At 64.1% G+C, this 24,188-nt stretch carries 26 protein-coding genes; 12 read left to right on the top strand and 14 right to left on the bottom strand.

The features are described 5' to 3' along the window. Positions 1-11: 11 nt before the first annotated feature. Genes AC1DYW_RS24915 through AC1DYW_RS24935 form a run of 5 tightly spaced genes read left to right on the top strand, consistent with a single transcriptional unit; the run spans position 12 to position 6,368 of the window. Positions 12-221, top strand: a complete 210-nt coding sequence (locus AC1DYW_RS24915; RefSeq protein ID WP_095084640.1) for a hypothetical protein — start codon at positions 12-14, stop codon at positions 219-221. Beyond that, positions 218-2,311 (top strand): potassium-transporting ATPase subunit KdpB, encoded by a 2,094-nt coding sequence (gene kdpB / locus AC1DYW_RS24920; RefSeq protein WP_095084639.1) that lies wholly within the window; start codon positions 218-220, stop codon positions 2,309-2,311. Before AC1DYW_RS24915 ends, kdpB begins: the two co-directional genes overlap by 4 nt. Before the next feature lie 11 nt (positions 2,312-2,322). After that, positions 2,323-2,886, top strand: coding sequence for a potassium-transporting ATPase subunit KdpC (kdpC, locus tag AC1DYW_RS24925; RefSeq protein WP_457154564.1), 564 nt, complete (start codon positions 2,323-2,325; stop codon positions 2,884-2,886). A gap of 57 nt (positions 2,887-2,943) precedes the next feature. Next, a complete protein-coding gene (locus tag AC1DYW_RS24930) occupies positions 2,944-5,679 on the top strand; it encodes a DUF4118 domain-containing protein (RefSeq protein WP_477227961.1) in 2,736 nt (911 codons plus the stop codon). Beyond that, positions 5,676-6,368 (top strand): response regulator transcription factor, encoded by a 693-nt coding sequence (locus AC1DYW_RS24935; protein WP_457153126.1) that lies wholly within the window; start codon positions 5,676-5,678, stop codon positions 6,366-6,368. The genes AC1DYW_RS24930 and AC1DYW_RS24935 overlap by 4 nt, the downstream gene beginning before the upstream one ends. A 107-nt stretch (positions 6,369-6,475) precedes the next feature. Here the strand turns inward: AC1DYW_RS24935 and AC1DYW_RS24940 are convergent, their stop codons facing one another. The 8 genes from AC1DYW_RS24940 to AC1DYW_RS24975 form a co-directional block, all read right to left on the bottom strand. Further along, a complete protein-coding gene (locus AC1DYW_RS24940) occupies positions 6,476-7,912 on the bottom strand; it encodes an MFS transporter (protein ID WP_477227962.1) in 1,437 nt (478 codons plus the stop codon). 203 nt (positions 7,913-8,115) lie between these two features. Next, positions 8,116-8,598 carry a DUF992 domain-containing protein gene (locus AC1DYW_RS24945; RefSeq protein ID WP_477227963.1) on the bottom strand — a complete coding sequence of 161 codons (483 nt, stop codon included), beginning with the start codon at positions 8,596-8,598 and terminating at the stop codon, positions 8,116-8,118. 195 nt (positions 8,599-8,793) lie between these two features. Next, on the bottom strand, positions 8,794-9,270 hold the full coding sequence (locus AC1DYW_RS24950) for a DUF992 domain-containing protein (RefSeq protein ID WP_095084635.1): 477 nt from the start codon (positions 9,268-9,270) through the stop codon (positions 8,794-8,796). A gap of 189 nt (positions 9,271-9,459) precedes the next feature. After that, complete coding sequence (locus AC1DYW_RS24955; RefSeq protein WP_477227964.1) at positions 9,460-10,311, bottom strand: tetratricopeptide repeat protein; 852 nt, start codon at positions 10,309-10,311, stop codon at positions 9,460-9,462. A gap of 192 nt (positions 10,312-10,503) precedes the next feature. After that, a complete protein-coding gene (rpsU, locus tag AC1DYW_RS24960) occupies positions 10,504-10,782 on the bottom strand; it encodes a 30S ribosomal protein S21 (RefSeq protein WP_023810129.1) in 279 nt (92 codons plus the stop codon). 176 nt (positions 10,783-10,958) lie between these two features. Further along, positions 10,959-11,345, bottom strand: a complete 387-nt coding sequence (locus tag AC1DYW_RS24965; RefSeq protein ID WP_457153128.1) for an SET domain-containing protein — start codon at positions 11,343-11,345, stop codon at positions 10,959-10,961. A gap of 127 nt (positions 11,346-11,472) precedes the next feature. Then, the gene (locus AC1DYW_RS24970; protein WP_477227965.1) at positions 11,473-12,231 is read right to left on the bottom strand and encodes an SDR family oxidoreductase; all 759 of its coding nucleotides are present in this window, start codon (positions 12,229-12,231) and stop codon (positions 11,473-11,475) included. 163 nt (positions 12,232-12,394) lie between these two features. Continuing rightward, positions 12,395-12,763, bottom strand: a complete 369-nt coding sequence (locus AC1DYW_RS24975; RefSeq protein ID WP_477227966.1) for a DUF2568 domain-containing protein — start codon at positions 12,761-12,763, stop codon at positions 12,395-12,397. 200 nt (positions 12,764-12,963) lie between these two features. Between AC1DYW_RS24975 and AC1DYW_RS24980 the strand changes: the two genes are divergently transcribed. The 7 genes from AC1DYW_RS24980 (at position 12,964) to AC1DYW_RS25010 (ending at position 19,681) form a co-directional block, all read left to right on the top strand. Then, positions 12,964-14,217 carry a sarcosine oxidase subunit beta gene (locus tag AC1DYW_RS24980; protein ID WP_095084630.1) on the top strand — a complete coding sequence of 418 codons (1,254 nt, stop codon included), beginning with the start codon at positions 12,964-12,966 and terminating at the stop codon, positions 14,215-14,217. Further along, complete coding sequence (locus AC1DYW_RS24985; protein WP_477227967.1) at positions 14,217-14,639, top strand: hypothetical protein; 423 nt, start codon at positions 14,217-14,219, stop codon at positions 14,637-14,639. The genes AC1DYW_RS24980 and AC1DYW_RS24985 overlap by 1 nt, the downstream gene beginning before the upstream one ends. An 11-nt stretch (positions 14,640-14,650) precedes the next feature. Beyond that, positions 14,651-14,962 (top strand): sarcosine oxidase subunit delta, encoded by a 312-nt coding sequence (locus AC1DYW_RS24990; RefSeq protein WP_477227968.1) that lies wholly within the window; start codon positions 14,651-14,653, stop codon positions 14,960-14,962. Continuing rightward, on the top strand, positions 14,959-17,952 hold the full coding sequence (locus AC1DYW_RS24995) for a sarcosine oxidase subunit alpha (RefSeq protein ID WP_477227969.1): 2,994 nt from the start codon (positions 14,959-14,961) through the stop codon (positions 17,950-17,952). The genes AC1DYW_RS24990 and AC1DYW_RS24995 overlap by 4 nt, the downstream gene beginning before the upstream one ends. Then, positions 17,945-18,529 carry a sarcosine oxidase subunit gamma gene (locus tag AC1DYW_RS25000; protein ID WP_477227970.1) on the top strand — a complete coding sequence of 195 codons (585 nt, stop codon included), beginning with the start codon at positions 17,945-17,947 and terminating at the stop codon, positions 18,527-18,529. Before AC1DYW_RS24995 ends, AC1DYW_RS25000 begins: the two co-directional genes overlap by 8 nt. Before the next feature lie 59 nt (positions 18,530-18,588). Continuing rightward, positions 18,589-18,819 (top strand): hypothetical protein, encoded by a 231-nt coding sequence (locus AC1DYW_RS25005; protein ID WP_457150378.1) that lies wholly within the window; start codon positions 18,589-18,591, stop codon positions 18,817-18,819. A gap of 76 nt (positions 18,820-18,895) precedes the next feature. Beyond that, on the top strand, positions 18,896-19,681 hold the full coding sequence (locus tag AC1DYW_RS25010) for a ThuA domain-containing protein (RefSeq protein WP_457150377.1): 786 nt from the start codon (positions 18,896-18,898) through the stop codon (positions 19,679-19,681). Positions 19,682-19,814: 133 nt separating this feature from the next. Here AC1DYW_RS25010 and AC1DYW_RS25015 read toward each other — a convergent pair whose 3' ends face one another. The 6 genes from AC1DYW_RS25015 to AC1DYW_RS25040 form a co-directional block, all read right to left on the bottom strand. Further along, a complete protein-coding gene (locus AC1DYW_RS25015; protein WP_457150376.1) occupies positions 19,815-20,063 on the bottom strand; it encodes a DUF680 domain-containing protein in 249 nt (82 codons plus the stop codon). A gap of 216 nt (positions 20,064-20,279) precedes the next feature. Continuing rightward, entirely contained in the window at positions 20,280-20,924 is a 645-nt protein-coding gene (locus AC1DYW_RS25020) for a TetR/AcrR family transcriptional regulator (RefSeq protein WP_457150375.1), read from the bottom strand. Between the two features lie 92 nt (positions 20,925-21,016). Further along, positions 21,017-21,793, bottom strand: coding sequence for an SDR family NAD(P)-dependent oxidoreductase (locus AC1DYW_RS25025; protein WP_477227971.1), 777 nt, complete (start codon positions 21,791-21,793; stop codon positions 21,017-21,019). After that, positions 21,793-22,827, bottom strand: a complete 1,035-nt coding sequence (locus AC1DYW_RS25030; RefSeq protein WP_477227972.1) for a phosphotransferase family protein — start codon at positions 22,825-22,827, stop codon at positions 21,793-21,795. The genes AC1DYW_RS25025 and AC1DYW_RS25030 overlap by 1 nt, the downstream gene beginning before the upstream one ends. Then, positions 22,824-23,309, bottom strand: coding sequence for a MaoC family dehydratase (locus AC1DYW_RS25035; RefSeq protein ID WP_378922604.1), 486 nt, complete (start codon positions 23,307-23,309; stop codon positions 22,824-22,826). Before AC1DYW_RS25035 ends, AC1DYW_RS25030 begins: the two co-directional genes overlap by 4 nt. A 36-nt stretch (positions 23,310-23,345) precedes the next feature. After that, entirely contained in the window at positions 23,346-24,161 is an 816-nt protein-coding gene (locus tag AC1DYW_RS25040) for an SDR family oxidoreductase (protein ID WP_457150372.1), read from the bottom strand. Positions 24,162-24,188: the final 27 nt, after the last annotated feature.

Here is a 24,188-nt window from a genome sequence, read left to right on the forward strand (position 1 = left end):
GGATAGAAGTCATGTCCTGGTTCAACACCACGCGTCGCAAGGCTCGGCCCAAGGCCGATAATGAGGGGGAGGCAACTCCCCCTCCCTTCCCGAGCGTATCCACGTTCCTGGGCATTGCGGCGGTCATGATCGTGATCTGGCTGCTGGTCTATGGGCCGCCCTTTTCGGCATCCGATCGATCGGTGCCATCCAACAACAGCGAAGCCGGAGCTCCAAAATGAGCCACTCAAAATCCGCGAGCATCATGGATGCTAGCATCCTCTTGCCCGCTATCGGCGGGGCCTTCAAGAAATTGAACCCGCGCACCCTCATCAGAAATCCGGTGATGTTCGTCGTCGCCGTCGTTTCGGCGCTTACGACCGTGCTGTTCGTCAGGGATCTGATCACCGGCGGTGGCGATTTCAGCTTCACGCTGCAGATCATCATCTGGCTGTGGTTCACCGTGCTGTTCGCCAATTTCGCCGAAGCTGTCGCCGAAGGCCGCGGCAAGGCCCAGGCGGATTCGCTGCGCAAGGCCCGCACCGAAACCCAGGCCAAGCTTTTGACCGGCGAAGATCGCACGAAATACAAACTCGTGCCCGGCACCAGCCTCAAGGTTGGCGATGCCGTGCTGGTCGAGGCCGGCGACATCATCCCGTCGGACGGCGAAGTGATCGAAGGCGTCGCTTCCGTCAACGAAGCGGCGATAACAGGCGAATCCGCGCCAGTCATCCGCGAATCCGGCGGCGACCGTTCGGCGGTCACCGGCGGCACACAGGTGCTGTCCGACTGGATCCGCGTGCGCATCACCGCGGCATCGGGCCATACCTTCCTCGACCGCATGATCTCGCTGGTCGAAGGCGCGGAACGCCAGAAGACGCCGAACGAGATCGCGCTCAACATCCTGCTCGTCGGCATGACGCTGATCTTCGTGCTGGCGACGGCGACGATCCCGAGCTTCGCTTCCTATTCGGGTGGCTACATCTCGGTAACCGTGCTGGTCGCGCTGTTCGTCACCCTGATCCCGACCACTATCGGCGCATTGCTGTCTGCCATCGGCATCGCTGGTATGGACCGCCTGGTGCGCTTCAACGTGCTGGCGATGTCCGGACGCGCCGTCGAGGCGGCCGGCGACGTCGACACGCTGCTGCTCGACAAGACCGGCACCATCACGCTCGGCAACCGCCAGGCGACCGAGTTTCGCCCGGTCAAGGGCGTCACCGAGCAGGAACTGGCCGACGCCGCCCAGCTCGCTTCGCTTGCCGATGAAACGCCGGAAGGCCGTTCGATCGTCGTGCTGGCCAAGGAGAAATACGCCATCCGCGCCCGCGACATGGCAACGCTGCACGCCACCTTCGTGCCCTTCACCGCGCAGACCCGGATGAGCGGCGTCGATATCGACGGCTCCTCGGTGCGCAAGGGCGCGGTCGATTCCGTGCTCGCCCATGTCAGCCAGTCGACGGTCGCAGCCCACGCCACACGGCCCGGCAGCGATACCGTCAGGGACCTCCAGGCGATCGCCGACGAGATCGCGAAGTCGGGCGGCACGCCGCTGGCGGTCGAGCGTGACGGGCGCTTGCTGGGCGTCGTCCATCTCAAGGACATCGTCAAGGGCGGCATCCGGGAGCGCTTCGCCGAACTGCGCAAGATGGGCATCCGTACGGTGATGATCACCGGCGACAACCCGATGACGGCCGCGGCGATCGCCGCGGAAGCCGGCGTCGACGACTTCCTCGCCCAGGCGACGCCCGAGGACAAGCTGAAGCTGATCCGCGACGAGCAGGCCAAGGGCAAGCTTGTCGCCATGTGCGGCGACGGCACCAACGACGCGCCGGCCCTTGCCCAGGCCGATGTCGGCGTCGCCATGAACACCGGCACGGTCGCCGCGCGCGAGGCCGGCAACATGGTCGACCTCGACAGCGATCCGACCAAGCTGATCGAGATCGTCGAGATCGGCAAGGCGCTGCTGATGACGCGCGGTTCGCTGACCACCTTCTCGATCGCCAACGACGTCGCCAAGTACTTCGCCATCATCCCGGCGATGTTCGCCGTGTTCTACGTCGCGCCGGGGCAAACGACCGGCCCGCTGCAGGCGCTCAACATCATGCATCTGGCGACGCCGCAAAGCGCTATCCTGTCGGCCATCATCTTCAACGCGCTGATCATCATCGCGCTGATCCCGCTGTCGCTGAAAGGTGTCAAATATCGTGCCATCGGCGCCGGCGCGCTGCTCAGCCGCAACCTGCTTGTCTACGGCCTCGGCGGCATCATCGTCCCCTTCGTCGGCATCAAGGCGATCGACATGATCGTCACCGCCCTCGGCCTCGCTTAAGGAATACGTCCATGCTCACCCAGATAAGACCCGCGATCATCATGATCGTCTTCTTCACGGTGCTGACCGGCCTCATCTATCCGATTGGCATGACCGGCATCGCCCAGGCGCTGTTCCCGCGCCAGGCCAATGGCAGCCTGATCGAAAAAGACGGCAAGGTCGTCGGCTCCGAACTGATCGGCCAGGCCTTTGCCAGCGACAAGTACTTCCATGGCCGCCCTTCGGCAGCAGGCGACGGCTACAACGCCGCTGCCTCCAGCGGCAGCAACCTCGGCCCGACCAACCCCAAGCTGATCGACCGCATCAAGGGCGATGCCGAAAAGCTGAAAGCGGAGAATCCGAATCAGCCCGTACCGATGGACCTGGTGACGACGTCCGGCAGCGGCCTCGATCCGCACATCAGCCCGGAAGCGGCCTACTTCCAGGTGGCCCGGGTGGCCAAGGCCAGGGGCGTCGATGAGGCCAAGGTCAAGGCGCTTGTCGACAGCCAGGTCGAGGGCAGGGAACTCGGCTTTATGGGAGAACCGGTGGTCAACGTGCTCGGTCTCAACCTTGCGCTGGACGCCGCGAAATAGTGAATGGTGGGTGCCGGGGATCGACACTACCCCCGGCGCCATCCATGATCGATGCTGATGCCGGACGACAGCCGCAACGAAACCAGACCTTCTCCCGACGCGCTGCTCGATCATGCCGAGCGGGAGGAACGCGGCCGCCTGAGAATATTCCTGGGTGCGGCACCCGGCGTCGGCAAGACCTACGAGATGCTGATGTCGGGCCGCGCCAGGCTGGCCGACGGCGTGGACGTGGTGATCGGCGTCGTCGAGACGCATGGTCGCAAGGAAACACTGGCCCTGGTCGAGGGCTATGAGGTCATTCCCCGCCGCAAGGTCGACTACAAGGGGCGCGTCCTCGACGAGATGGATATCGACGCCATCCTCGCCCGGCGTCCGGCGCTGGTTCTCGTCGACGAACTCGCCCACACCAACGCGCCTGGCAGCCGCCACCCCAAGCGCTACCTCGACGTCCAGGAAATCCTGACGCGAGGCATCGACGTCTACACGACGCTCAATATCCAGCACGTCGAAAGCCTGAACGATGTCGTCGCCCAGATCACCAAGGTCAGGGTCCGCGAGACGGTTCCCGATTCCATCATCGACCAGGCCGACGATGTCGAGATCATCGATCTCACCCCCGACGACCTGATCAAGCGGCTCGAGGAAGGCAAGGTCTATTTCCCCAACACTGCCCAGCGCGCCATCGAGAACTATTTCTCGCCCGGCAACCTGACGGCGCTGAGGGAATTGGCGCTGCGCCGCACCGCCCAGCGCGTCGACGACCAGTTGCTGATCCATATGCAGGCGCATGCCATTCCCGGGCCGTGGGCTGCAGGCGAAAGGGTCCTCGTCTGTCTCGACGCGCGCCAGGGAGGCTCGGCCCGCGTCCGCTATGCACGCAGGCTGGCCGACCGGCTTCGCGCGCCGTGGACGGCGCTGCATGTCGACAGCCCTCGCTCGGCCAGCATGCCGGAGGAGGACAAGGACCGACTCGCCACGAACCTGCGCCTCGCCCAACAGCTTGGTGCCGAGGTGACGACCATTCCGGGTCAGAATTTGGCGCAGGACATCGTGCGTTATGCGACGGCGAACAATTTCACCCATATCGTGGTCGGCAGGCCGACCCGGTCGCGCTGGCGCGAATTGATCGAAGGCTCGCTCACCTACGATCTCATCCGCAATGCCGGTGACATCAGCGTCCATGTCATTTCTGGAAACGAACGCAACACCGAGGCGACGTCGAGGAACGTCAGGGCGGCGGACGAACAGTGGCAGTTCCAGATATGGCCCTATCTCAAGGCCACGGCCTATGTCATGGGCTCGCTCGCCTTCGCCGTCCTTCTCGACCAATTCCTGGACGTTCGTAACCTCGCCATCATCTTTCTCGTCGGGGTGCTGGCATCGGCGGTGACCGGCGGATTGTGGCCGGCTCTCTATGCCTGTCTCGCCAGCGCGCTTGCGTTCAACTATTTTTTCCTGGAGCCGCGCTACACACTGACGATCCGGGATCCGGAGAGCATCGTTGCGCTCGGCGTCTTCCTGGTTGTCGCTGTCATTGCCAGCAATCTGACGGTGCGCGTGCAGCGCCAGGCGATCGCCGCCCGTTCGCGGGCGCGGGCCACCGAGGACATCTACCTCTTTTCAAAGAAGCTCGCCGGCGCCGGCACGCTCGACGACGTTCTCTGGGCCACCGCCTTCCAAATCGCCTCGATGCTGAAGCTGCGGGTTGTGTTGTTGCTGCCCGAAGACGGAACGATCACCGTCAAGGCCGGCTATCCGCCCGACGACACGCTGGCCGAGGCCGACATCGCGGCCGCCCGCTGGGCCTGGGAGCATAACCGTGCCGCGGGACGCGGCGCCGATACGCTTCCGGGCGCCAAGCGCCTCTATCTTCCCTTGCGCACTGGGCGCACGGCCATCGGCGTCGTCGGCCTCGACAACGACAAGCAGGGTCCGTTGCTGACGCCCGAGCAGCAGCGCCTGCTCGATGCGCTGGCCGACCAGGCGGCGGTCGCCATCGAGCGCATCCAGCTCGTCGCCGACGTCGACCGCGCCAAGCTCGCGGCCGAGGCGGACAGGCTGCGCTCGGCACTTCTCACGTCCATCTCGCATGATTTGAAGACGCCGCTCGCCGCCATCATGGGCGCGGCCGGCACGCTGAGGGAGTTCGCACCGGCACTTCCCGAACAGGACCGGGTGGAGCTCTTGACGACCGTGCTCGACGAATCCGAGCGGTTGAACCGCTTCATCGCCAATCTGCTCGACATGACCAAGATCGAGTCCGGCGCGATGGAGCCGAACTATGCTTTCCACTATGTCGGAGACATCGTCGGGTCCGCTCTGCAGAGAGCCAGGAAAATCATCGCTGAGCACAAGACCGAGATCGATATACCCAGCGATTTGCCGATGTTGAAAGTCGACCCCGTGCTGTTCGAGCAGGCACTGTTCAATCTCCTCGACAATGCGGCGAAATATGCGCCGCCCGGCTCGACGATCCGGATACAGGGCTGGACCGACAATGGTTCTGTTATCCTGCAGGTCATGGACGAAGGGCCGGGCATCCCTCCCGGCGACCTGGAACGGATTTTCGATACGTTCTACCGGGTGCGCAAGGGCGACCAGGTCCGCGCCGGCACCGGGCTCGGCCTGTCGATCTGCCGCGGCTTCATCGAGGCGATGGGGGGCACGATCACGGCGGCAAACCGAACCGACCGTTCGGGCGCGGTCTTCACCATCAAGATGCCGAAGCCGGCGAACCAGCCCGATCTCGATGCCGCCAATACGGACGACAACGAAGTGGGTGACTTGGCATGACAAACTCGAACGTCAGGATATTGGTTGTCGACGACGAGCCGCCGATCCGCAAGCTGCTTCGTGTCGGGCTCGGCAGCCAGGGCTACGCGATCAGCGAGGCGCCGAACGCCAAGGCAGCGATCGAACTGATGGATGCGGAGAAGCCGGATCTCGTCCTGCTCGATCTCGGCCTGCCCGGCATGGGTGGCCACGAGCTGTTGCGCAAATGGCGCGACGACGGCCTCGACATTCCGGTGGTCATCCTGTCCAGCCGCACCGACGAGGCCGGCATCGTCCAGGCTCTGGAACTTGGCGCCGACGACTATGTCACCAAGCCGTTCGGGATGAATGAGCTGGTTGCCCGCATCCGCGTGGCGCTGCGCCACAAGTTCCAGCAGCAAGGTGAAAAGCCGGTGTTCCAGACCGGCGACCTGTCCGTCGATCTGGTCAAACGCATCGTCAAGGTCGAAGGCAAGGACGTCAAGCTGTCGCCGAAGGAATACGAGATCCTGCGCATCCTGGTGCAGCACGCCGGCAAGGTGCTGACCCATCATTTCCTTTTGAAACAGGTCTGGGGCGATTCGACCGACGTGCAGTATCTCAGGGTCTATGTGCGGCAGCTCAGGCAGAAGATCGAGAAGACCCCCGACCAGCCGCGCTATATCACCACCGAGACCGGTGTCGGCTATCGACTGCGAGAGGTCGAATAGAGGCCGTTCGACGTAACGCTCTATCTCGCTGTTTAACGCAATTCCTGAGGGAAAGCGCCAATGCGCTTTTCCCGGGAAAAGCGTTTCACACTCTTCCTGGAACTGCTTTAACCAACGGCCTCCTGCAGGCGGTTTGCCGTCGAGGATGTCCGCAAGGCCGCGAGGCAGCCCACAATGCCGAGCGGCACGAAGGCAAGAAACAGCCAGGACGCGACATTCGCGGCCGCGTCATGATTCAGTCCTTCTGAAAAGCCGCTGGCATTGGCAACGATCCCGGCAAGTGCTGCGCCCACGGCATAGCCGATGCGCTGCATGGTCGGCACCGCAGCCGAGGCGATGGTCTGCTCGTCCTCCGGGGCGGAGGCAACGATGACGCGCGTCAGGAACGGCCAGGCGATGCCGAAGCCGCCACCCTGCAGCAGGGCGCAAAGCAGGATCAGCGGAATGGAGCCCAGCGGTATCGTATAGGCAAAGCCGGCGATGCCTGCCGCGATCATCAGCGCGCCGCCAACGATGATCAACCGCTCTCGGTGCGGTGGCGCATTGGCGACGAGGATCGACAGGATCGACCAGGCGATCGATTCGGCGGCGATGATGTAGCCGGTGGTGAGCAGCGGGATGTTGTGCAGGCTGGTCAGGATCAGCGGCCCGTAGACGCCGAAGGAACAGGTCGCTACCGAAAAGGCGGCGACCATGGTCATGCCGGCGCCGACCGGTGTGCGCCAAGAGAACAGCCGCGCCGGAAAAAGCCGGGAGCGCGGCTTCAGCGCGTCGATGTAGAAGAACAGCACCAGGCCGATGAGGCCGAGGGCCATCAGCACCGACGAGCGCAGCAGGGCGATGTCGACGCCTGCCGAGGCGATCAGCACCACGGCGACGGTAAGGCAGCCAAGCGCTGCGAATGGGAAGGGCGGCGCCTTGCCCGCGGTCGCCTGCGGCCTGGTGGCCTCGGGCGTGTTGAGGACAATCAGGCTCGCCAGCGCCATCGCAGTGCCGCCGAAGGTGAAGATGCCAAAGGCCCAGCGCCATGACAAAAGCTCGGTCATGATCGCGCCGAGAAGCGGGCCGCTGAAGGCGGCGACGCCCCAGATCGCCGACATGATGCCGAAAAGCTGCGGCCAGATGGCGCGCGAGAACAGCCGTTCGACCGAGACGAAGGCCAACGACACCAACGCGCCGCCGCCAAGCCCCTCGATCAGGCGGCCGGCAAGGAACAATTGCATGGAAGGCGAGATGGCGCAGATCAGCGCCCCGGTGGCATAGAGGAGGGCGGCAACCACCATGTTGGTGCGCAGCGCCACATAGCTCACCAGCCGTCCCGCCGCGGCGCCGGCGACGATGGCGCCGAGTTCATAGATGGCCAAAGACCAGCCGACGAGCTGGACGCCGGCCAGTTCGCCGACCATGGCCGGCATCACCGTCGCCACCATCGTCTCGTTGGTGGCGTGCAGCAGGATGCCGAGGCTGATGAAGCAGAAACGCGCCAGGTCGCCGCTTGCCCACAAAGCGCGCCAGTCGACCCTGTTTGTGCTGATTCCGGTCATTTCCACCCCTGCCTTCCATATCTCGATGCCAGCGTATGGCGCCAGAAGCCAGTCTGGGTTTCCGGCAGGACCATGCACAGGCGAGAGCGCGCATCGCGCGCCGCGTCGAGGGCGTCGCTCCAGTCGGGGCAGGCTTGTAGGACCTCAACCGGGGTTGAGCTCAAGCGAAATTTTCGAGATTTTTTCGGCAGGCGACCGGGCGATCAATTCTCGGTGCTGCGCAACTGGAACTGGCTGACGCCGATGGCGAGGTTGATGCCGGTCTGCGTCTGCAGGCTGAGTGGCTGCAGGGTGAAGGCCTGCGAGGAGCCGCCGACCAGCAGATTGGCGCCGGCGCCGACGGCGGCCGTCACCTCGGCGCTAGCGCCGATATAGTCGCCCGCCAGCGCGCCCGGCGCGTAGATGTTCTTCAGCGGTGTCAGCACGATCCACTGCATCACCGTCTGCTTCGTGGTGCCGATGTCGAGGCCGTATTTGTTGACGGCGCCGAAATAGGCTTCCGGTGCAAAGGTCTTGTCGGCGGGGTTGAAGGTGCAGCTCAAATCCTTGCTCGAGCCGAAGATGAAGCCGGTGCCGCCGCCGATGGCGCAATCCAGCACGCCGAGTTCGATGCCCTTGTCCTGTGCATGCGCCGCTCCGGCAAGCGTGGTGGCGAATATGGCAGCTACGATGGCTGTCTTTGGCATCCGGTCCCCCAGCGGTTCGGAACCGCTCTTTCTCTTTGTTTGACGCAATTCTCTAGAGAAAGCGCTACGCGCTTTTCCCGGGAAAACCGTTTCACTCTTTTCCGGGTGTCGCTCCAAGAATCAAACGGCGCGGAACCATCCTATCTGGTTCCGCGCCGTAAATAGAGGGGTCGTGGAGCGCAGGGCTCCACGCAATCACTTGAGCGAGTGGATCAGCTCCAGCGAGGTCACGGCCACGGCGAGGTTGACGCCGGTCTGTGCTTGCACGCTGAGCGGCTCCAGCATGAAGGCGCTGTTGAAGCCACCGACCAGCAGGTTGGCGCCACCGCCTGTCACCACGCTGGCCTCGGCATTGACACCATAATAGCTGCCGGCGAGATCGCCCGCATCACGTTCGCGCGTTGCCGCCAGCACGGCCCAGACGAGCTGGCCCTGATGCGTCTGGCCGACATCGACGCCGATCTTGGAGATGACGCCGGTGTAAATCTCCGACGGTCCGTGGTGGTAGGGGCGGAAGACACAGGACACGCCCTTGTTGGAAGCGACGATGTAAGAGGTGCCGCCATCAATGGTGCAGTCGAGCGTTCCGAGCTGCAGCTTGCCGGCGCTGGCAGGGGCGGCGGCGAACACCGTCGTGGCGAGGGCCGCGGCGCAGGCGAGTTTCTTGATCATGGGAGGGTCCTTTCGCAAATTGCTTGGAATAACGGCTTGGGTGGCCAGACCGTTCCCCTGAAAACTTGGCGCGAACAAGGCACGCGCCAACACCTTGCCGCCGGGGTTAATGCGCGGTTGCCGGATTGATGGGTTTTCGAGAGCCACGCGCTCGTTCGGGCGCACAACGGGCAGCGTTTTGATTGGCGCCTAAGTCGCACCGCTGACGCGGGCGAGGCCATCCTTGGCCGGCTGGTAAGTCGGATCAAGATGCACGGCTTCGCGGTAGGATTTCCCCGCCTTGACCTTGTCGCCGCGCCGCTCGTAGATCAGCGCCTGATTGGCCCAGGCCTCGGCGTTCTTGCCGTCGAGCTTGATCGCCATGTTGAAGTCGGCAAAGGCGTTGTCTTCGTCGTTGGTGGCCAGATAGGAAAGGCCGCGGCCGTTGTAGGGCTCGGCGGCGTCCGGCGCTAGCGAGATGGCGGTCGAGAAATCCTCGATGGCGAATTTGTGCTGGCCCTGGCTCTGATAGATCAGGCCGCGATTGTGGTAAGCGCGCGCATCGGTGGTGTCGAGCTGGATTGCCTTCTGGAAGTCGTTGAAGGCATCCTGGGTGCGACCCGCCTTGCGGTAGAGATTGCCGCGGCCGATATAGGCGGCGTCATAATTGCCATTGATCTGGATCGAGCGGTTGTAGTCGTCGAGCGCGGCCTTCTGATTGCCGAGGAAGCGCTGAATGAGCGCACGGTTCGAATAGGCCTGGTAGAAATTCGGGTTGAGCTGGATGGCGGTGTTGAAATCCTGGAGCGCCGCCTGGTACTGGCCGCCACGGCCATAAGCTGAGCCGCGCACATTGTAGCCTTCGGGATCCTTGGGATTGCGCTGGATCACCGCCGACAGCGAGGAGATGTTCTCGCTCGAGCCTTGAGCCTTGTCGATGTTGTTGAATTCGCCTGTAGGGCCCGCCGTCTGGCAGCCGGCCAGCGCCAGCCCGGAAAGCAGGGCTGCCGTCAGGGCAAAGCCGCGCAATGGGGTTCTGCGCTCCACGCTGATTGCGTTCATGTCTGCCCTGTCCTCACTTCAGTCGCGTCACTCGGGTCCGGGTCCCCCCTCCGGGCCGGGTCAAAATTGTCGTAAAGCGTTAGAGCGTCCTTTGCGCGTCCAAGTGGACGCCTGTCGCCCTAAACAAAAAGGTGGCGGCGATTCCGCATCGCGCCACCTCTGGTATCCTTCGAAAAGGACGAAAAATTGGCGTTAGAACCGCGGCGGGCGCGGAGCACCACCTGCACCGCCGGCGGCGCCAGCAGCGACCGGACGCGGCGTCATCGGCAGCAGGCCTTCGCGCTGTGCGCGCTTGCGGGCCAGCTTGCGGGCGCGGCGCACGGCTTCGGCCTTTTCACGGGCGCGCTTCTCGGAAGGCTTCTCGTAATGGCCGCGCATCTTCATTTCGCGGAAAATGCCTTCGCGCTGCATCTTCTTTTTGAGCGCGCGAAGCGCCTGATCAACGTTATTGTCGCGGACGAGTACCTGCACGGGCAATCCTGTCTTTCGGGTTTGTTATCAACAGGCAAGCGGCCATAGCCACAAGCCTCCGCGGCGATCTACACCACGAATTGTGGCGGCTGATAGCAGAATCAGGCCGCGCTGTCCACAGCCGAAATGAACATCAGCGGCAAACCGCAGCGGTTTGCCGCTGGATCGGGAGCCGACTACGCCGTGGCGAGGTGAAGCCGCTCGAAATCTTCGAAGAACTCGCCATAGTCGCAGGTGATCTCCTCGCCGGCCGCGATGTCGCGGGTGGCGATGGCGCCGCCATACTGCGAAAAATCCGTATTCGGCCGTTCGGCGTGATTCATGAAACGCCCATTGTCGACCTCATAGACCATGAAACCGGGACGGTCCGGGCTTGGATAGGCATAGCGGTCGAGCAATTCCCTCAGATGCGAGGGGGCTGCCTCGTATTTTTCCATCGGAATCAACCGGTCGAAATCCGGATCGAGCCGCCAGATCGAGGCGCCTTTCCTGATCGGTTCGGCGGCGAACACGCCGACGCCTTCGATTGCACTCGCAGCCACGTAGGTTCTGATCAGCATCATGGTTCCAGGACCTGAATTGGCAAAACACCCGTTTCGATAGGAAACGGCATCGCCAAATCGCACGGAAAAAGCAAGACCGGCCGTCCACCTCGCGACAATCAACATGCATCCTGGTGGGGAAAAGCCTTCACGTCCGGTTGATCGACACGCCGCCATCGGCAAACAGCGCGGCTCCCGTGGTGAAGCTCGATGCGTCGGAGGCAAGGTAAAGGGCCGAACGGGCGATCTCTTCCGGTGTCGCGACACGCTTCAACGCATGCAGGCTTTCGACGAAAGCCCGCGATTCAGGGGTCTTGAAGGTCGCCGCCGGCGTGTCGGTGCCGCCGGGCAGCAGCGCGTTGACCCGCACGCCTTTCGGGCCATATTCGGCGGCAAGCACCTGCGTCAGCCCGATCAGCCCGGCCTTGCTCGCGGCATAGCTGGTCATGCCGGGCATGCCGACGGTGCTACCGACGAAGGTGGAAGTGAAGATCAGCGAACCACCGCCGCGCTCGATCATCGCCGGCACCTGATACTTCGCGCCGAGAAACGCGCTGGTGAGGTTGGTGTCGAGCGTCTCGCGCCATTCTTCCAGCGGCAGTTCCGAAATCGGACCCATGAGGCCGACGGCGCCGGCGTTGTTGAAGGCGATGTCAAGCCCGCCGAATTTTTCGACCGCCAGATCGACAAGGGCTTTCGCATAGGCTTCGTCGCGGACATTGCCGGCAAGGGCGACGGCCGTGCCGTCGGCGTCGGCTATCTCGGCCACCAGCGCATCGAGCTCGGCCTGGCGGCGGGCGGCGGCGATGACCTTGGCGCCTTCCTCGGCGAAGAGTTTCGCGGTGGCGCGGCCGATGCCGGAACTGGCGCCGGTGACGATGGCGATCTTGTTGGCGAGTGCGAGCATGGCTGTCGTCCTTCTGTCGGTCCTGTCTGGCCGACTGGTGCCGGCAACGAGGTCCCTTGGTCGCAGGCCACACCTACCCGCGACACCCGATACCTGCGCAGTTGGTTTCTTGCGGCTGGTCGTTGGAGGGAGCGACTCGCGAAGGCGACGCCGGTAGGGCGAACTATTGCTTCAACAACCAGCTGAGGCGATCGAGCGAGAATGCGTAGCTGATGACGATGAGTAGGGCGACGATGATGCCCGTGGTCGTGTAGCCGGCCACGTAGAATCCGACGGCACCGCCGAACAGGATGACGAGCTCCAGAGCCAGACGCACCGCACCCGGTACGGGCACCGGGGCGCGGCCCGACCGGCTGGGATCGTCGAGCACGGCGAAGGTCCCCCACAAGGCAGCCGCAATGAGGGGCAAGGCCAGGGCCAGGAGCCAGCGCCACAATCCATCGGAGAGACCCCAGCCCGACAAGCCGAGGCCAAGCATGGCGGCAAGCTCCAGCAGAAAGCGCAACGTCAAATTCCACCAGGCGTTGCCCATAATTGCCTCCCGAGTCCCGCGACAGGCAATGTGACTGAAGGCAGCCGTGGCTACCAGATCGCATGCGTCATTTTCGGCGCGGCGCAAAACGGCAAGCGCCGTCGCAAACAGCGCAAGGGTGGAAGCTGCGTTTCGCTAGTGATACACCTCGCGCGCCGGGGTCGATAGAATGCCCTGCCGCCATTTGCGAGGCTGGAACGTTGAAGAAATATTCGGTATTCGCCATCGCCCGCGAGGCCATGCGCGGCCACAAGGGCTGGGAGGAACAGTGGTCCTCGCCTGAGCCGAAGAAGGAATACGACGTCATCATCGTCGGCGCCGGCGGTCATGGCCTGGCCACCGCCTATTACCTTGCCACGGTACACGGCATCACCAATGTCGCGGTGCTGGAAAAAGGCTGGCTCGGCGGCGGCAACACCGGCCGCAACACCACCATCATCCGCTCGAACTATCTCTATGACGAGAGTGCCGGCATCTACGACCATGCGCTGAAGCTGTGGGATGGGCTCAGCCAGGAGCTCAACTACAACGTCATGTATTCGGCGCGCGGCGTCATGATGCTGGCCCACAACGTGCACGACATCCAGGTGCTGAAGCGTCATGTCCACGCCAACCGGCTGAACGGCATCGACAATGAATGGCTGACGCCGGAGCAGGCGAAGGAATTCTGCCCGCCGCTAAACACCTCTAAGGATGCCCGCTATCCCGTCGTCGGTGCGGCCTTGCAGCGCCGCGGCGGCACGGCGCGCCACGATGCCGTGGCCTGGGGCTATGCCCGCGGCGCCTCGGCGCGCGGCGTCCACATCATCCAGAATTGCGAGGTCACCGGCGTCAAGCGGGCGGCCAATGGCGCAGTCATGGGCGTCGACACGACGCGCGGCTTCATCGGCGCCAAGAAGGTCGGCGTCGTTGCCGCCGGCCACTCGTCCGTCATCATGAACATGGCCGGCGTGCGCATGCCGCTGGAAAGCTATCCGCTGCAGGCGCTGGTGTCGGAGCCGGTCAAGCCGGTGGTGCCGTGCGTGGTGATGTCGAACACGGTGCATGCCTATATCTCGCAGTCCGACAAGGGCGAGCTGGTGATCGGTGCCGGCACCGACCAATATGTCTCCTATTCCCAGACCGGCGGCCTGCACATATTGCAGCACACGCTCGACGCCATCTGCGAGATGTTCCCGATCTTCACGCGCATGAAGATGCTGCGCTCATGGGGCGGCATCGTCGACGTGACGCCCGACCGCTCGCCGATCCTGGCCAAGACGCCGGTGCCCGGCCTCTATGTCAATTGCGGCTGGGGCACGGGCGGCTTCAAGGCGACGCCGGGCTCCGGCCATGTCTTTGCCCACACCATTGCCAAGGACGATCCGCATCCGATCAACGCGCCCTTCACCATCGAGCGCTTCCGCACCGGCCGCCTCATCGACGAGGCGGCGGCGGCGGCGGTGGCGCACTGATGATGGCGCAGATGGCTGTCGCCATGCCGCTGATGCTGGCGGGGGAACAGGGCATGTTCCATTTTCCGTCGGCGGACGAAGTGCGCACGCAGCCGATCAGCCGCGCCGGGAACGAGGCCAGCTGGCCGTTTTCCGTCGATGACGGCATCCTGGCCTGCGTGTGGAGCGGCGGCCAGAAGGTGGTCATGTTCCTGGAGAACATGCCTTCCGACCAGGATGAGGACGACACATTCGAGCCGCGCCGCGTCATCGTCACGACCGATCCGATGCAACTCACCATCGGCAACATGGCATATCGCGACCTGTTTCGTCCGGCCGCAAGCGTGGAGGAGCGCATCCGGCTCGTCGCGCCTTTTGCCGCCATGGGCCAGAGGCTTTGCGACCAACCCGCCGGCGCTCATGTCGGCAACGGCGAATTGTAGGAACGAACCAAATGCTTCTCATCCGCTGCCCCTATTGCGAGGAAGAGCGCCCGGAACTCGAGTTCCGCAACGCCGGCGAGGCGCATATCGCGCGCTCGGCCAACATGGCTGGCGAGACCGACGACGATTTCGAAAAGTTCTTCTTCATCCGCTCTAACCCCAAGGGCATCATCTATGAGCGCTGGCGGCACATGCATGGCTGCGCGCGCTTCTTCAATGCGGTGCGCGACACCGTCACCGACAAGTTCATCATGACCTACAAGGCCGGCGAGCCAAAACCGTCGAAGCTGCCCATAATCTCCAACGAAGTGGTTGCCAAATGAGCGGCGCGTTCCGCATTCCCGGTGCCGGTCGCCTCAAGCAGGCGAAGACCGCGCGGTTCAGCTTCGATGGCCAGTCCTACGCCGGCATCGAGGGCGACACGCTGGCTTCGGCGCTGCTTGCCAATGGCGTCCATCTCGTCGGCCGCTCGTTCAAATATCACCGCCCGCGCGGCATCCTGTCGGCGGGCGCGGAAGAGCCCAACGCGCTGGTCGAGATCAAGCGCGACGCGGCGCGCAAGACGCCAAACGTGCGGGCCACCGTGCAGGAGCTCTATGACGGGCTTGAAGCACAGTCGCAGAACCGCTGGCCGTCGCTGTCCTTCGACGTCGGCGCGGTCAACGATATCGCGTCGCCGCTGTTTTCGGCCGGTTTCTACTACAAGACCTTCATGTGGCCGAAAGCGGCCTGGAAGAGCCTTTACGAGCCGAAGATCCGCGCCGCGGCCGGCCTTGGCGTTTCCCCGGATAAACCTGATCCCGACCATTATTCGTCGCGCTATGCGCATTGCGACGTGCTGGTGCTGGGCGGCGGTGCCGCCGGCATCGCGGCAGCACTTGCCGCGGCCGAGACCGGCGTGCGCGTCATCCTGGCCGACGAGCAGGCCGAGTTCGGCGGCAGCCTGCGTTTCGAAACCGGCGCCGGGATCGATGGTCAGGACGGTTTTGCCTGGGCGCAGGCGGCGATTGCCAGGCTTCAAGGCATGGACAATGTCCGCGTGCTCCCGCGCACCACGGCCTTCGGCTACTACGCGCAGAATTTCGTCGGCCTTGTCGAGCGCGTCAGCGATCATCTCTCAGCCCCCGGCCACGACCTGCCGCGCGAGCGGCTGTGGCAGGTGCGGGCCAAGCGCGTGGTGCTGGCCTCCGGCGCCATCGAACGGCACATGGTCTTCGCCGACAATGACCGGCCGGGCATCATGCTGGCCGGTGCAGCGCGCACCTATCTCAACCACTATGGCGTCGCTGTCGGCAAGAATGTCGGCGTCTACACCGCCAATGATTCCGCCTATGCGGCGGCGATCGACCTTAGGAAGGCCGGCGTCAACGTGGCGGCGATCGTCGACCTGCGCGACCATCCAACCGGACCGGTGATCGACGAGGCGAGGGCGCTCGGCATCGAGGTCAATTTCGGCCGCGCGGTGATCCGCGCCGGCGGCAAATTGCGGGTGTCGTCGATGACCGTGCAGCCGAAGAATGGCGGCGGCGAACGCACCATCCCGGTCGATGCGATCCTGATGTCAGCCGGCTGGACGCCGTCGGTGCATCTGTTCTCGCAGTCGCGCGGCAAGGTCGCTTTCAACGACGAGACCAAGCGCTTCGTGCCGGGCACCTATGCGCAGGATTGCGTCTCGGTCGGCGCCTGCAACGGCACCGACGGGCTGTCGGCGACGATCGACGAGGCTTATGCGGCCGGCGAGAAGGCAGCGAAAGATGCCGCTGCTAAAACCGCCAAGACCAACAAGCCGAAGGTCGACGCCTCGGAGAGCTGGTCGCGCGGCATGCTGGGGGCTGCCCCCGGCGCCGGGCCGGACACCACGGTCAAGGCCTTTGTCGATTTCCAGAACGACGTCACCGCCAAGGATATCCGCCAGGCGGTGCATGAGGGCATGCGCTCGATCGAGCACGTCAAGCGCTTCACCACCAACGGCATGGCGACCGACCAGGGCAAGACCTCCAACATGCACGGCCTGGCGATTGCTGCCGAGGTACTTGGCAAGCCAATCCCGGAAGTCGGCCTAACCACGTTCCGGGCGCCCTATACGCCTGTCACCTTCGGCGCGATCGTCAGCCACGCCCGCGGGCCGCTGTTCGACCCGACGCGCAAGACGGCGATCCATCCGTGGGCCGAGGCGCAAGGCGCCGTGTTCGAGGATGTCGGACAGTGGAAGCGCGCCTGGTATTTCCCCAAGGGGGGTGAAGACATGCACGCCGCGGTCGACCGCGAATGCGTCGCGGTGCGAAAGACGGCCGGCCTGTTCGATGCCTCGACGCTCGGCAAGATCGAAGTGGTCGGGCCGGATGCGGCCAAGTTCATGGAACTGCTGTACACCAATCCGTGGGAGAAGCTGGAGCCAGGCCGCTGCCGCTATGGCATCATGCTGCGTGAGGACGGCTTCATCTATGATGACGGCGTCGTCGGCAGGCTCGCGCCAGACCGCTTCCATGTGACGACGACGACCGGCGGCGCGCCGCGCGTCATGAATCACATGGAGGATTATCTCCAGACCGAGTTCCCGCAACTCAATGTCTGGCTGACCTCGATCACCGAGCAATGGGCAGTCATCGCCGTACAGGGACCGAAGTCGCGCGACATCATCGCGCCGCTGGTCGAAGGCATCGACATGTCCGACGAGGCGCTGCCGCACATGTCGGTGCGCGAAGGCAAGATCTGCGGCGTGCCGACCCGGCTGTTCCGCATGTCGTTCACCGGCGAGCGCGGCTTCGAGGTCAACGTGCCGGCGGACTATGGCCAGGCCGTATGGGAAGCGCTGTGGGCCGAAGGCCAGAAGCATGGTGCGGCGGCCTACGGCACCGAGGCGATGCACGTGCTGCGCGCCGAAAAAGGCTACATCATCGTCGGCCAGGACACTGACGGGACAGTGACGCCGAACGATGCCGGTCTCGACTGGGCGGTCGGCAAGAAGAAGGCCGATTTCGTCGGCATCCGCGGCATGGCACGGCCGGATCTTGTCGCCAAGGGCCGCAAGCAGCTGGTCGGCCTCAAGACCAAGGACCCGAAAGTGGTGCTGGAAGAAGGCGCGCAGATCGTCGAGGATCCAAAGCAGGCGATCCCGATGAAGATGATCGGCCACGTCACCTCGAGCTACTGGTCGGAAAATTGCGGCCGCTCTATTGCCCTTGCGCTGGTCGCCGGCGGCCGCGACCGCATGGGCGACACGCTCTACGTGCCGATGCCGAACGGGGTGATCGAAGTGGAGGTTTCCGGCATGGTGTTCTTCGACGAGACGGGAGGGCGCCTCAATGGCTAAGGCCGCTGCAAAGAAGACAGCTCCGGTTGCATCCCCTTCGGTCGAGCGCCGTCCGGCGCTGGCTGGACGCAGCACCGCCGCGACCGGCGCCAAGGTCGAGGTGCTGCCGCCGGCCGAGCGCATTTCGCTGCGCGCGCCGGAGGCTTCGACTGCCGCCCTTTCCAAGGCGCTTGGTGTGACCTTGCCGAAAAAGCCGAAGACCTCGGCCGCGAAGGCCGGCCGCACCGCTCTGTGGCTTGGACCCGACGAATGGCTGGTCATCGACGAGGCCGGCAACGATCCGCTCGCCGACTGCGCCACGGTTTCCGCCTTGCATTCAGCCGTCGGCATCTCGCATCGCAATATCGCGATCGCCGTGACGGGCGCCGGCGCGGCCGCGGCGATCAATTCTGGCTGCCCGCAGGATCTGTCGCTCGATGCCTTCCCGGTCGGAGCGGCTTCGCGCACCATCCTGGGCAAGGCCGAGATCGTGCTGCTGCGCAACGCGCCAGACGCCTTCAGGGTCGAGTGCTGGCGTTCCTTCTCGGACTATGTCTTTACTTTCCTGTCCGAGGGATCGCGAGACGCAGCGGTCTGAACTCGGAACGTTTTGCAGGGCACGCTCGTTCTGCATCCGCACGCCGAGGGAGAATGCCGATGCCGTCGAATTCCGCGCCGAAGTCGCCGGTCAAGAAGAGCCCTGCCGTTCGTTCGCTCGAACATGAGAAGCACGAAGGCTCGAGCGCCGAAGAAGAACTCGAGGAAGGCCTCGAGGATACCTTTCCGGCCAGCGATCCGGTGTCGATAACCGGGACGGCCATCCCCGGCGGTCCCGCGAAGCCGGGCAAGGCCAAGACCGTGGCCGGCCGCAAGAAGCGCACGAGGTAGTTTCCATCGGACCAGGCCGGATCGGGCCTTCTCAATCCCATCGGACATGCTATTTAAAGCGCTTTGGGAGAGAGAAATGCCGACAAAAGCCATCGTTTGGGGCGAGAACGTCCACGAGCAGACCAATGCCGCCGTGCGTGACCTCTATCCCTTGGGCATGCATGGCACGATTGCCGCGGCGCTCAACCAGGACAAGGGTATCGAGGCGACCACCGCCACCTTGCAGGAACCTGAGCACGGCTTGAGCGAACAGCGCCTGGCCACCACCGATGTCCTACTGTGGTGGGGCCACAGGTCGCATGGCGAGGTCAAGGACGAGATCGTCGAGCGCGTGCAGAAGCGGGTGTGGGAAGGCATGGGGCTGATCGTGCTCCATTCCGGCCACTACTCGAAGATATTCAAGCGGCTGATGGGCACGCCCTGTTCGCTGAAATGGCGCGAGGCGGGCGAGCGCGAGCGCGTCTGGGCGATCAACCGCAGCCATCCGATCGCGCAGGGCATCGGCGAGTGCCTGGAGATTGGCGAGACGGAAATGTATGGCGAGCCGTTCGCGGTGCCGGAGCCGCTCGAGACGGTGTTTGTCTCCTGGTACGAGGGCGGCGAGGTGTTCCGATCCGGACTGACCTACCAGCGCGGCGCCGGCAGGATCTTCTACTTTTCGCCCGGCCACGAAACCTACCCGATCTACCACAATGAGGGTGTGCAACAGGTGCTGCGCAACGCCGTGCATTGGGCGCACAACCCGGCGCCGGCCTGGTCCGGCATCACCAATGCGCCGAACGTGCCGACAGATGCCGCCAAGGAGAAGATCGTCCAGAAAGGGCTGCGCCTGCATGCCGACGGTGACAAGGGCCTGAGTTGATGGGCCAGGCCGGGCTACGCGTCAGCGTTCGACTGGGCCAGTCGGGTGCCGCCAACCGAGGCGGCGTCGCTTAGACCAAACTGCTCGCCAGGCCGGCTTTCAATTTGCGCCGGCCTCGGCGTTTGATTTTGTCTCAAAATGTGCTGGGCACGATCCACGGATTGATGCTGATGCCGAGCCGCGGGCCCTTGCCGTCAGCGGTGTTTTCCGTGGAACCCTGCTTCTCGACCGAGCCGGTGGGAGCGCAATCGAGCTTCACATGGGTCCTGGTGTCGACGCAGGTCGCAGCCGGTGCCTGCTTAACCGGATGGGTGGCGCCGGCTGCGAAGGCCGAGCCCGAAAGTGCCAGCACGGCGGCGAGTGTGAGGAGTGTCGTTTTCATCGTCAGTCTCCGTTTTCGACCGTTGAATTTTTTCCGTACATGTACGATACGGCGTACATATACGTCTGGCGATGCCGTCGTTCAAGTCAGAAACGTACATGTACGAATGAATTTTATTGAACTTTTATTGAACGCCGAAAATCGCGGCGTTCTGGCGCAGCCGAGCACTCCAACCGGACGTTGGTCGTGGTTGTCAGAGCCTGTGAAGGATGCCGCTCAGCACTTGACCGGCGTTTCGGTCAGCGGCGGCACGGTCTGCGTGCTCAGCGTGGCAAGCGTGAAATCGCACATCCGCTTCACGAAAGCCTGCGGGTCGCCGAACGGATAGAACGGAAAGGTGATCAGCAGCGAGATCGTGCCGTGGCCGACCGCCCACAGCATGGTGGCGATGGCGCGCGGGTCGCCCTGCAGCTTGCCGGCGGCGACACAGGCCTCGACCCTGCTGATCAGCGCGTTCATCGCCGGGTTGCTCTCTTCCATGTCCTCGTAGCTCCTGCCTTCCGGCAGCTTGGTCTTTTCGGTCATGAACACGGTGCGGTATTCGTTGGGATTGCCGAGCCCGAAAGCGGCATACTCGGTCATGACCGCCTGCAATGCCTCAATCGGATCGTCGGACGAATGCTCCTCGATGCGGCGGGCAAGCGTCTCGAATGCATCCTCGGCCAGGGCGAACAGGATGTCCTGCTTGTCGGCGAAGTAGGAATAGACCGACATCGGCGCGTAGCCGACCCGTTTGGCCAGTTTGCGGATGGTCAGGCCTTCATAACCCTCTTCCTGGACGAGCTTGTGCGCGGCCTCGACCAGTTCGGAGCGCAGTTCGGCCCTTTGTTTCTCGCGGCGTGTCTGGACGCTCGGCGGCAAGATCTCGTGCCTTTGGTTGGTTGGTACCTGGCTAAATTATATACGCTGTACGAAAACGGACAAGGGCGCGACAGGTTCCCAAACGGCATGCTTCAGATCGCACCGATGCCGCCGTCGACGGCCAGCGCATGGCCGGTCATGAAGGAGTTTGCCGGATCGGCGGCAAACAGGATGGCGGTGGTGATTTCGTCGACTTCCGCCACCCGCTTCATCGGCACGCCACGCGTCAGCTCCGCCAACGCCTCCGCTTCCGGCGCGCCGGAGACGCGCACGAAGCTGTCGACCATCGCCGTCCTCGTGTGGGCGGGGCAGATGGCGTTGATGCGCAGGCCCTTGGTGGCGTATTCGACCGCCGCCGAGCGGGTCAAACCGATGACGCCGTGCTTGGCGGCGGAATAGACCGAGAGTTTCGGCGCGCCGGACAGGCCGGCGGCCGAAGCGATGTTGACGATGGCGCCGCCCTTGCCGGTCGCCTTGAACTGCCGCTCCATCTGCGGGATCTGATGCTTCATGGCATAGAAGACGCCGAGCAAATCGACCTCCAGCACGCGGCGGGCCTCGTCCGAGGGGACCTGCGGCAAGCGCACGAAGCTCTGGACGATGCCGGCATTGTTGATGGCGACATCCAGCCGTCCGAATTTCTCGACCGCCAGCCTGACCAGATCCTCGGATAGTTTTTCGTCGGCGATGTTGCCGGCAAGGGTCGCCGTTTCGGCCTGCAGCGTGGCTGCAAGGTCGGCCAGCGCCCTTTCGTCGATGTCCGACAGCACCAGCCGCGCACCTTCAGCGGCAAAGCCCTTCGCCGCACCCCGGCCAAGCCCGCCGGTCGCACCGGTGATCAGCACGGTTGCTCCCGCAAAACGGCCCATCACGCCTCCTTGCCGATCAATTTCGCGGCGAGATGCGAAAGCAGTTTTACCGCCTCGCCATAGGTTCTGGCCTTTTCGGGATTGGAGGCGTTGCCGTCCAATGCCCGCTTGAAAACGCCCTGGCATATCGCCGCCAGCCGGAAGAAGGAGAAGGCCAGGAAGAAGGTCCAGTCGCCGATGCCGTCCAGCCCGCGTCGCCGGCAGTAGGCGACGACATAGTCCTCTTCGGAGGGCAGGCCGAGCGCGCGACGGTCGATGCCGCCCAGGCCACGAAAGCCCGAGGCGTGGGGCAGGCGCCATTGCATGCATTGATAGGCGATGTCGGCAAAGGGGTGACCGAGCGTCGACAATTCCCAGTCGAGCACCGCCAGAACCGTCGGCTGGTCGGCGGCAAAAATCAGATTGTCCAGCCGGTAGTCGCCATGCACCAGCGACACGCGGCCGTCGTCGGCCGGCCTATGCGTCTCCAGCCAGGCAATCAGCCGGTCCATATCGGCGATGGTACCGGTTTCCGAGGCGCGATACTGGGCGGTCCAGCGGGCCAGCTGGCGCTCGAAATAATTGCCCGGCCGGCCGAAATCGACGAGACCCGCGGCCCCGACATCGACATCGTGCAGCGCCGCAAGCGTAGCGTTCATGGCATCGTAGATGGCGGCGCGTTCGTCATTGTCGCGGGCCTCCGGCAGCGCCGGATCCCAGAGGATGCGGCCGTCGACGAAATCCATGACGTAGAACATACGGCCGATCGGCGAGTCCTCCGCCGACAGATGCAGCATCCTGGGCACCGGCACGGCGGTGCCGGCCAGCGCGCTCATCACGGTGAATTCGCGGTCGACCTGATGCGCCGATTTCAGCAATTGCCCGGGCGGCTTGGCGCGCAACACGTAGCGGCCGCTTTGCGCGGCCAAAAGGTAAGTCGGGTTCGATTGGCCGGATTTGAATTTTTCGATGGAGGCAAGCCCGGTGAAGCCGGGGATGGTGGCCTCGAGATAAGGCGCCAGTGCTGCCTGGTCGAGAACGTTCGGATCGTTCATGCCGTCTCGGGCTGGCGTTCGATCAGGGTCAGCGTCAGCCAGCGAGCGGTCAGCGCCGGTTTCTTGGAGCCTTCGATCTCGATCGTCACGTCATGCGCGGTCTGCACCCAGCCCGACGGCCTGACCTTGACGTCGGCCAGCACGAAACGGGTGCGGATGCGCGCGCCGGTCTTCACCGGCGCCAGGAAGCGCAGCGAATCGAAGCCGTGGTTGACGCCCATCTTGCCGTTTTCCAGCGGCGGCATGGTCTCGAAGGTCATGGCCGACAACAGCGACAGCGACAGGAAGCCATGCGCAATGGTGCCGCCGAACGGCGTCTCGCGCATGGCGCGCTCCGGATCGCAGTGGATGAACTGGTGATCGTCGGTGGCGTCGGCGAACTGGTCGATCATGCGTTGCGTGACCACCCGCCACGGCGACACGCCAACTTCCTTGCCGACACTGGCCAGAAGTACATCGAGACTGATCGGTTCCACGCGGATGTCCTCCAGTTCACCCCCGGCTCCGGCCGGAAAATGTTATTCCTTGAACAAGGTCAGCCCATGCTGCACCGACTGTCCGCCGTCGATCGGCAGGATGGCGCCGGTAACATAGCTGCCTGCACGGCTGCACAAATAGAGCGTTGCGCCGGCAATGTCATCCGGTGCGCCGATACGGCCGATCGGAACATGGTTGCCGACATGTGCGGCCTGTTCCTGCGTGCCGGTGGCAAAAGCCGTCATGCGGCTCTGGAAGGGGCCGGGGGCGAAGGCGTTGACAGTGATGCGGCGGGCGGCGAATTCGAGCGCGAGGGTGCGCGTCAGATGATGAACCGCGGCCTTCGACGCCGTATAGGAATAGGCGTCGTCGGCCAGCGGCTGCGTGCCCATCACCGAACCAAGATTGATCACCCGGGCCGGATCGGCATCGCTGGCGGCGGCATCGAGCAGCGGCAGCAATTCGCGCGTCAGATGGAAGACCGCGGTAACATTGACACCGAGCACCTTCGCCCATGCGGAATAGGGAAAGCTCTCCAGCGGCGCGCCCCAGGATACACCGGCATTGTTGACCAGGATGTTCAGGTGGTCGGTCCGCGCCTTGACCTCGGCGACGAGTGCGGCAATGCCGGCTTCGCTGGAGACATCGCCGGCGAAGCCTTCGGCCCGGCCCGGTGCGCCAAGCCCGTTCAGTTCACCGGCGACCTTGATGCAATCCTCGCCCTTGCGCGAGGCGATCATGACGCTCGCTCCGGCCCTCACCAGCGCGGTTGCCGCCATGCGGCCGATGCCGGTCGCCGCTCCCGTCACCAGCGCGGTCTTGCCGGCCACCGAAAACAGCTCGTCCAGATAGCTCATCACAATCCTCCGCGCCCTACCTTGGTA

The sequence above is a fragment of the Mesorhizobium sp. P2_D5 genome (genome assembly GCF_056404355.1).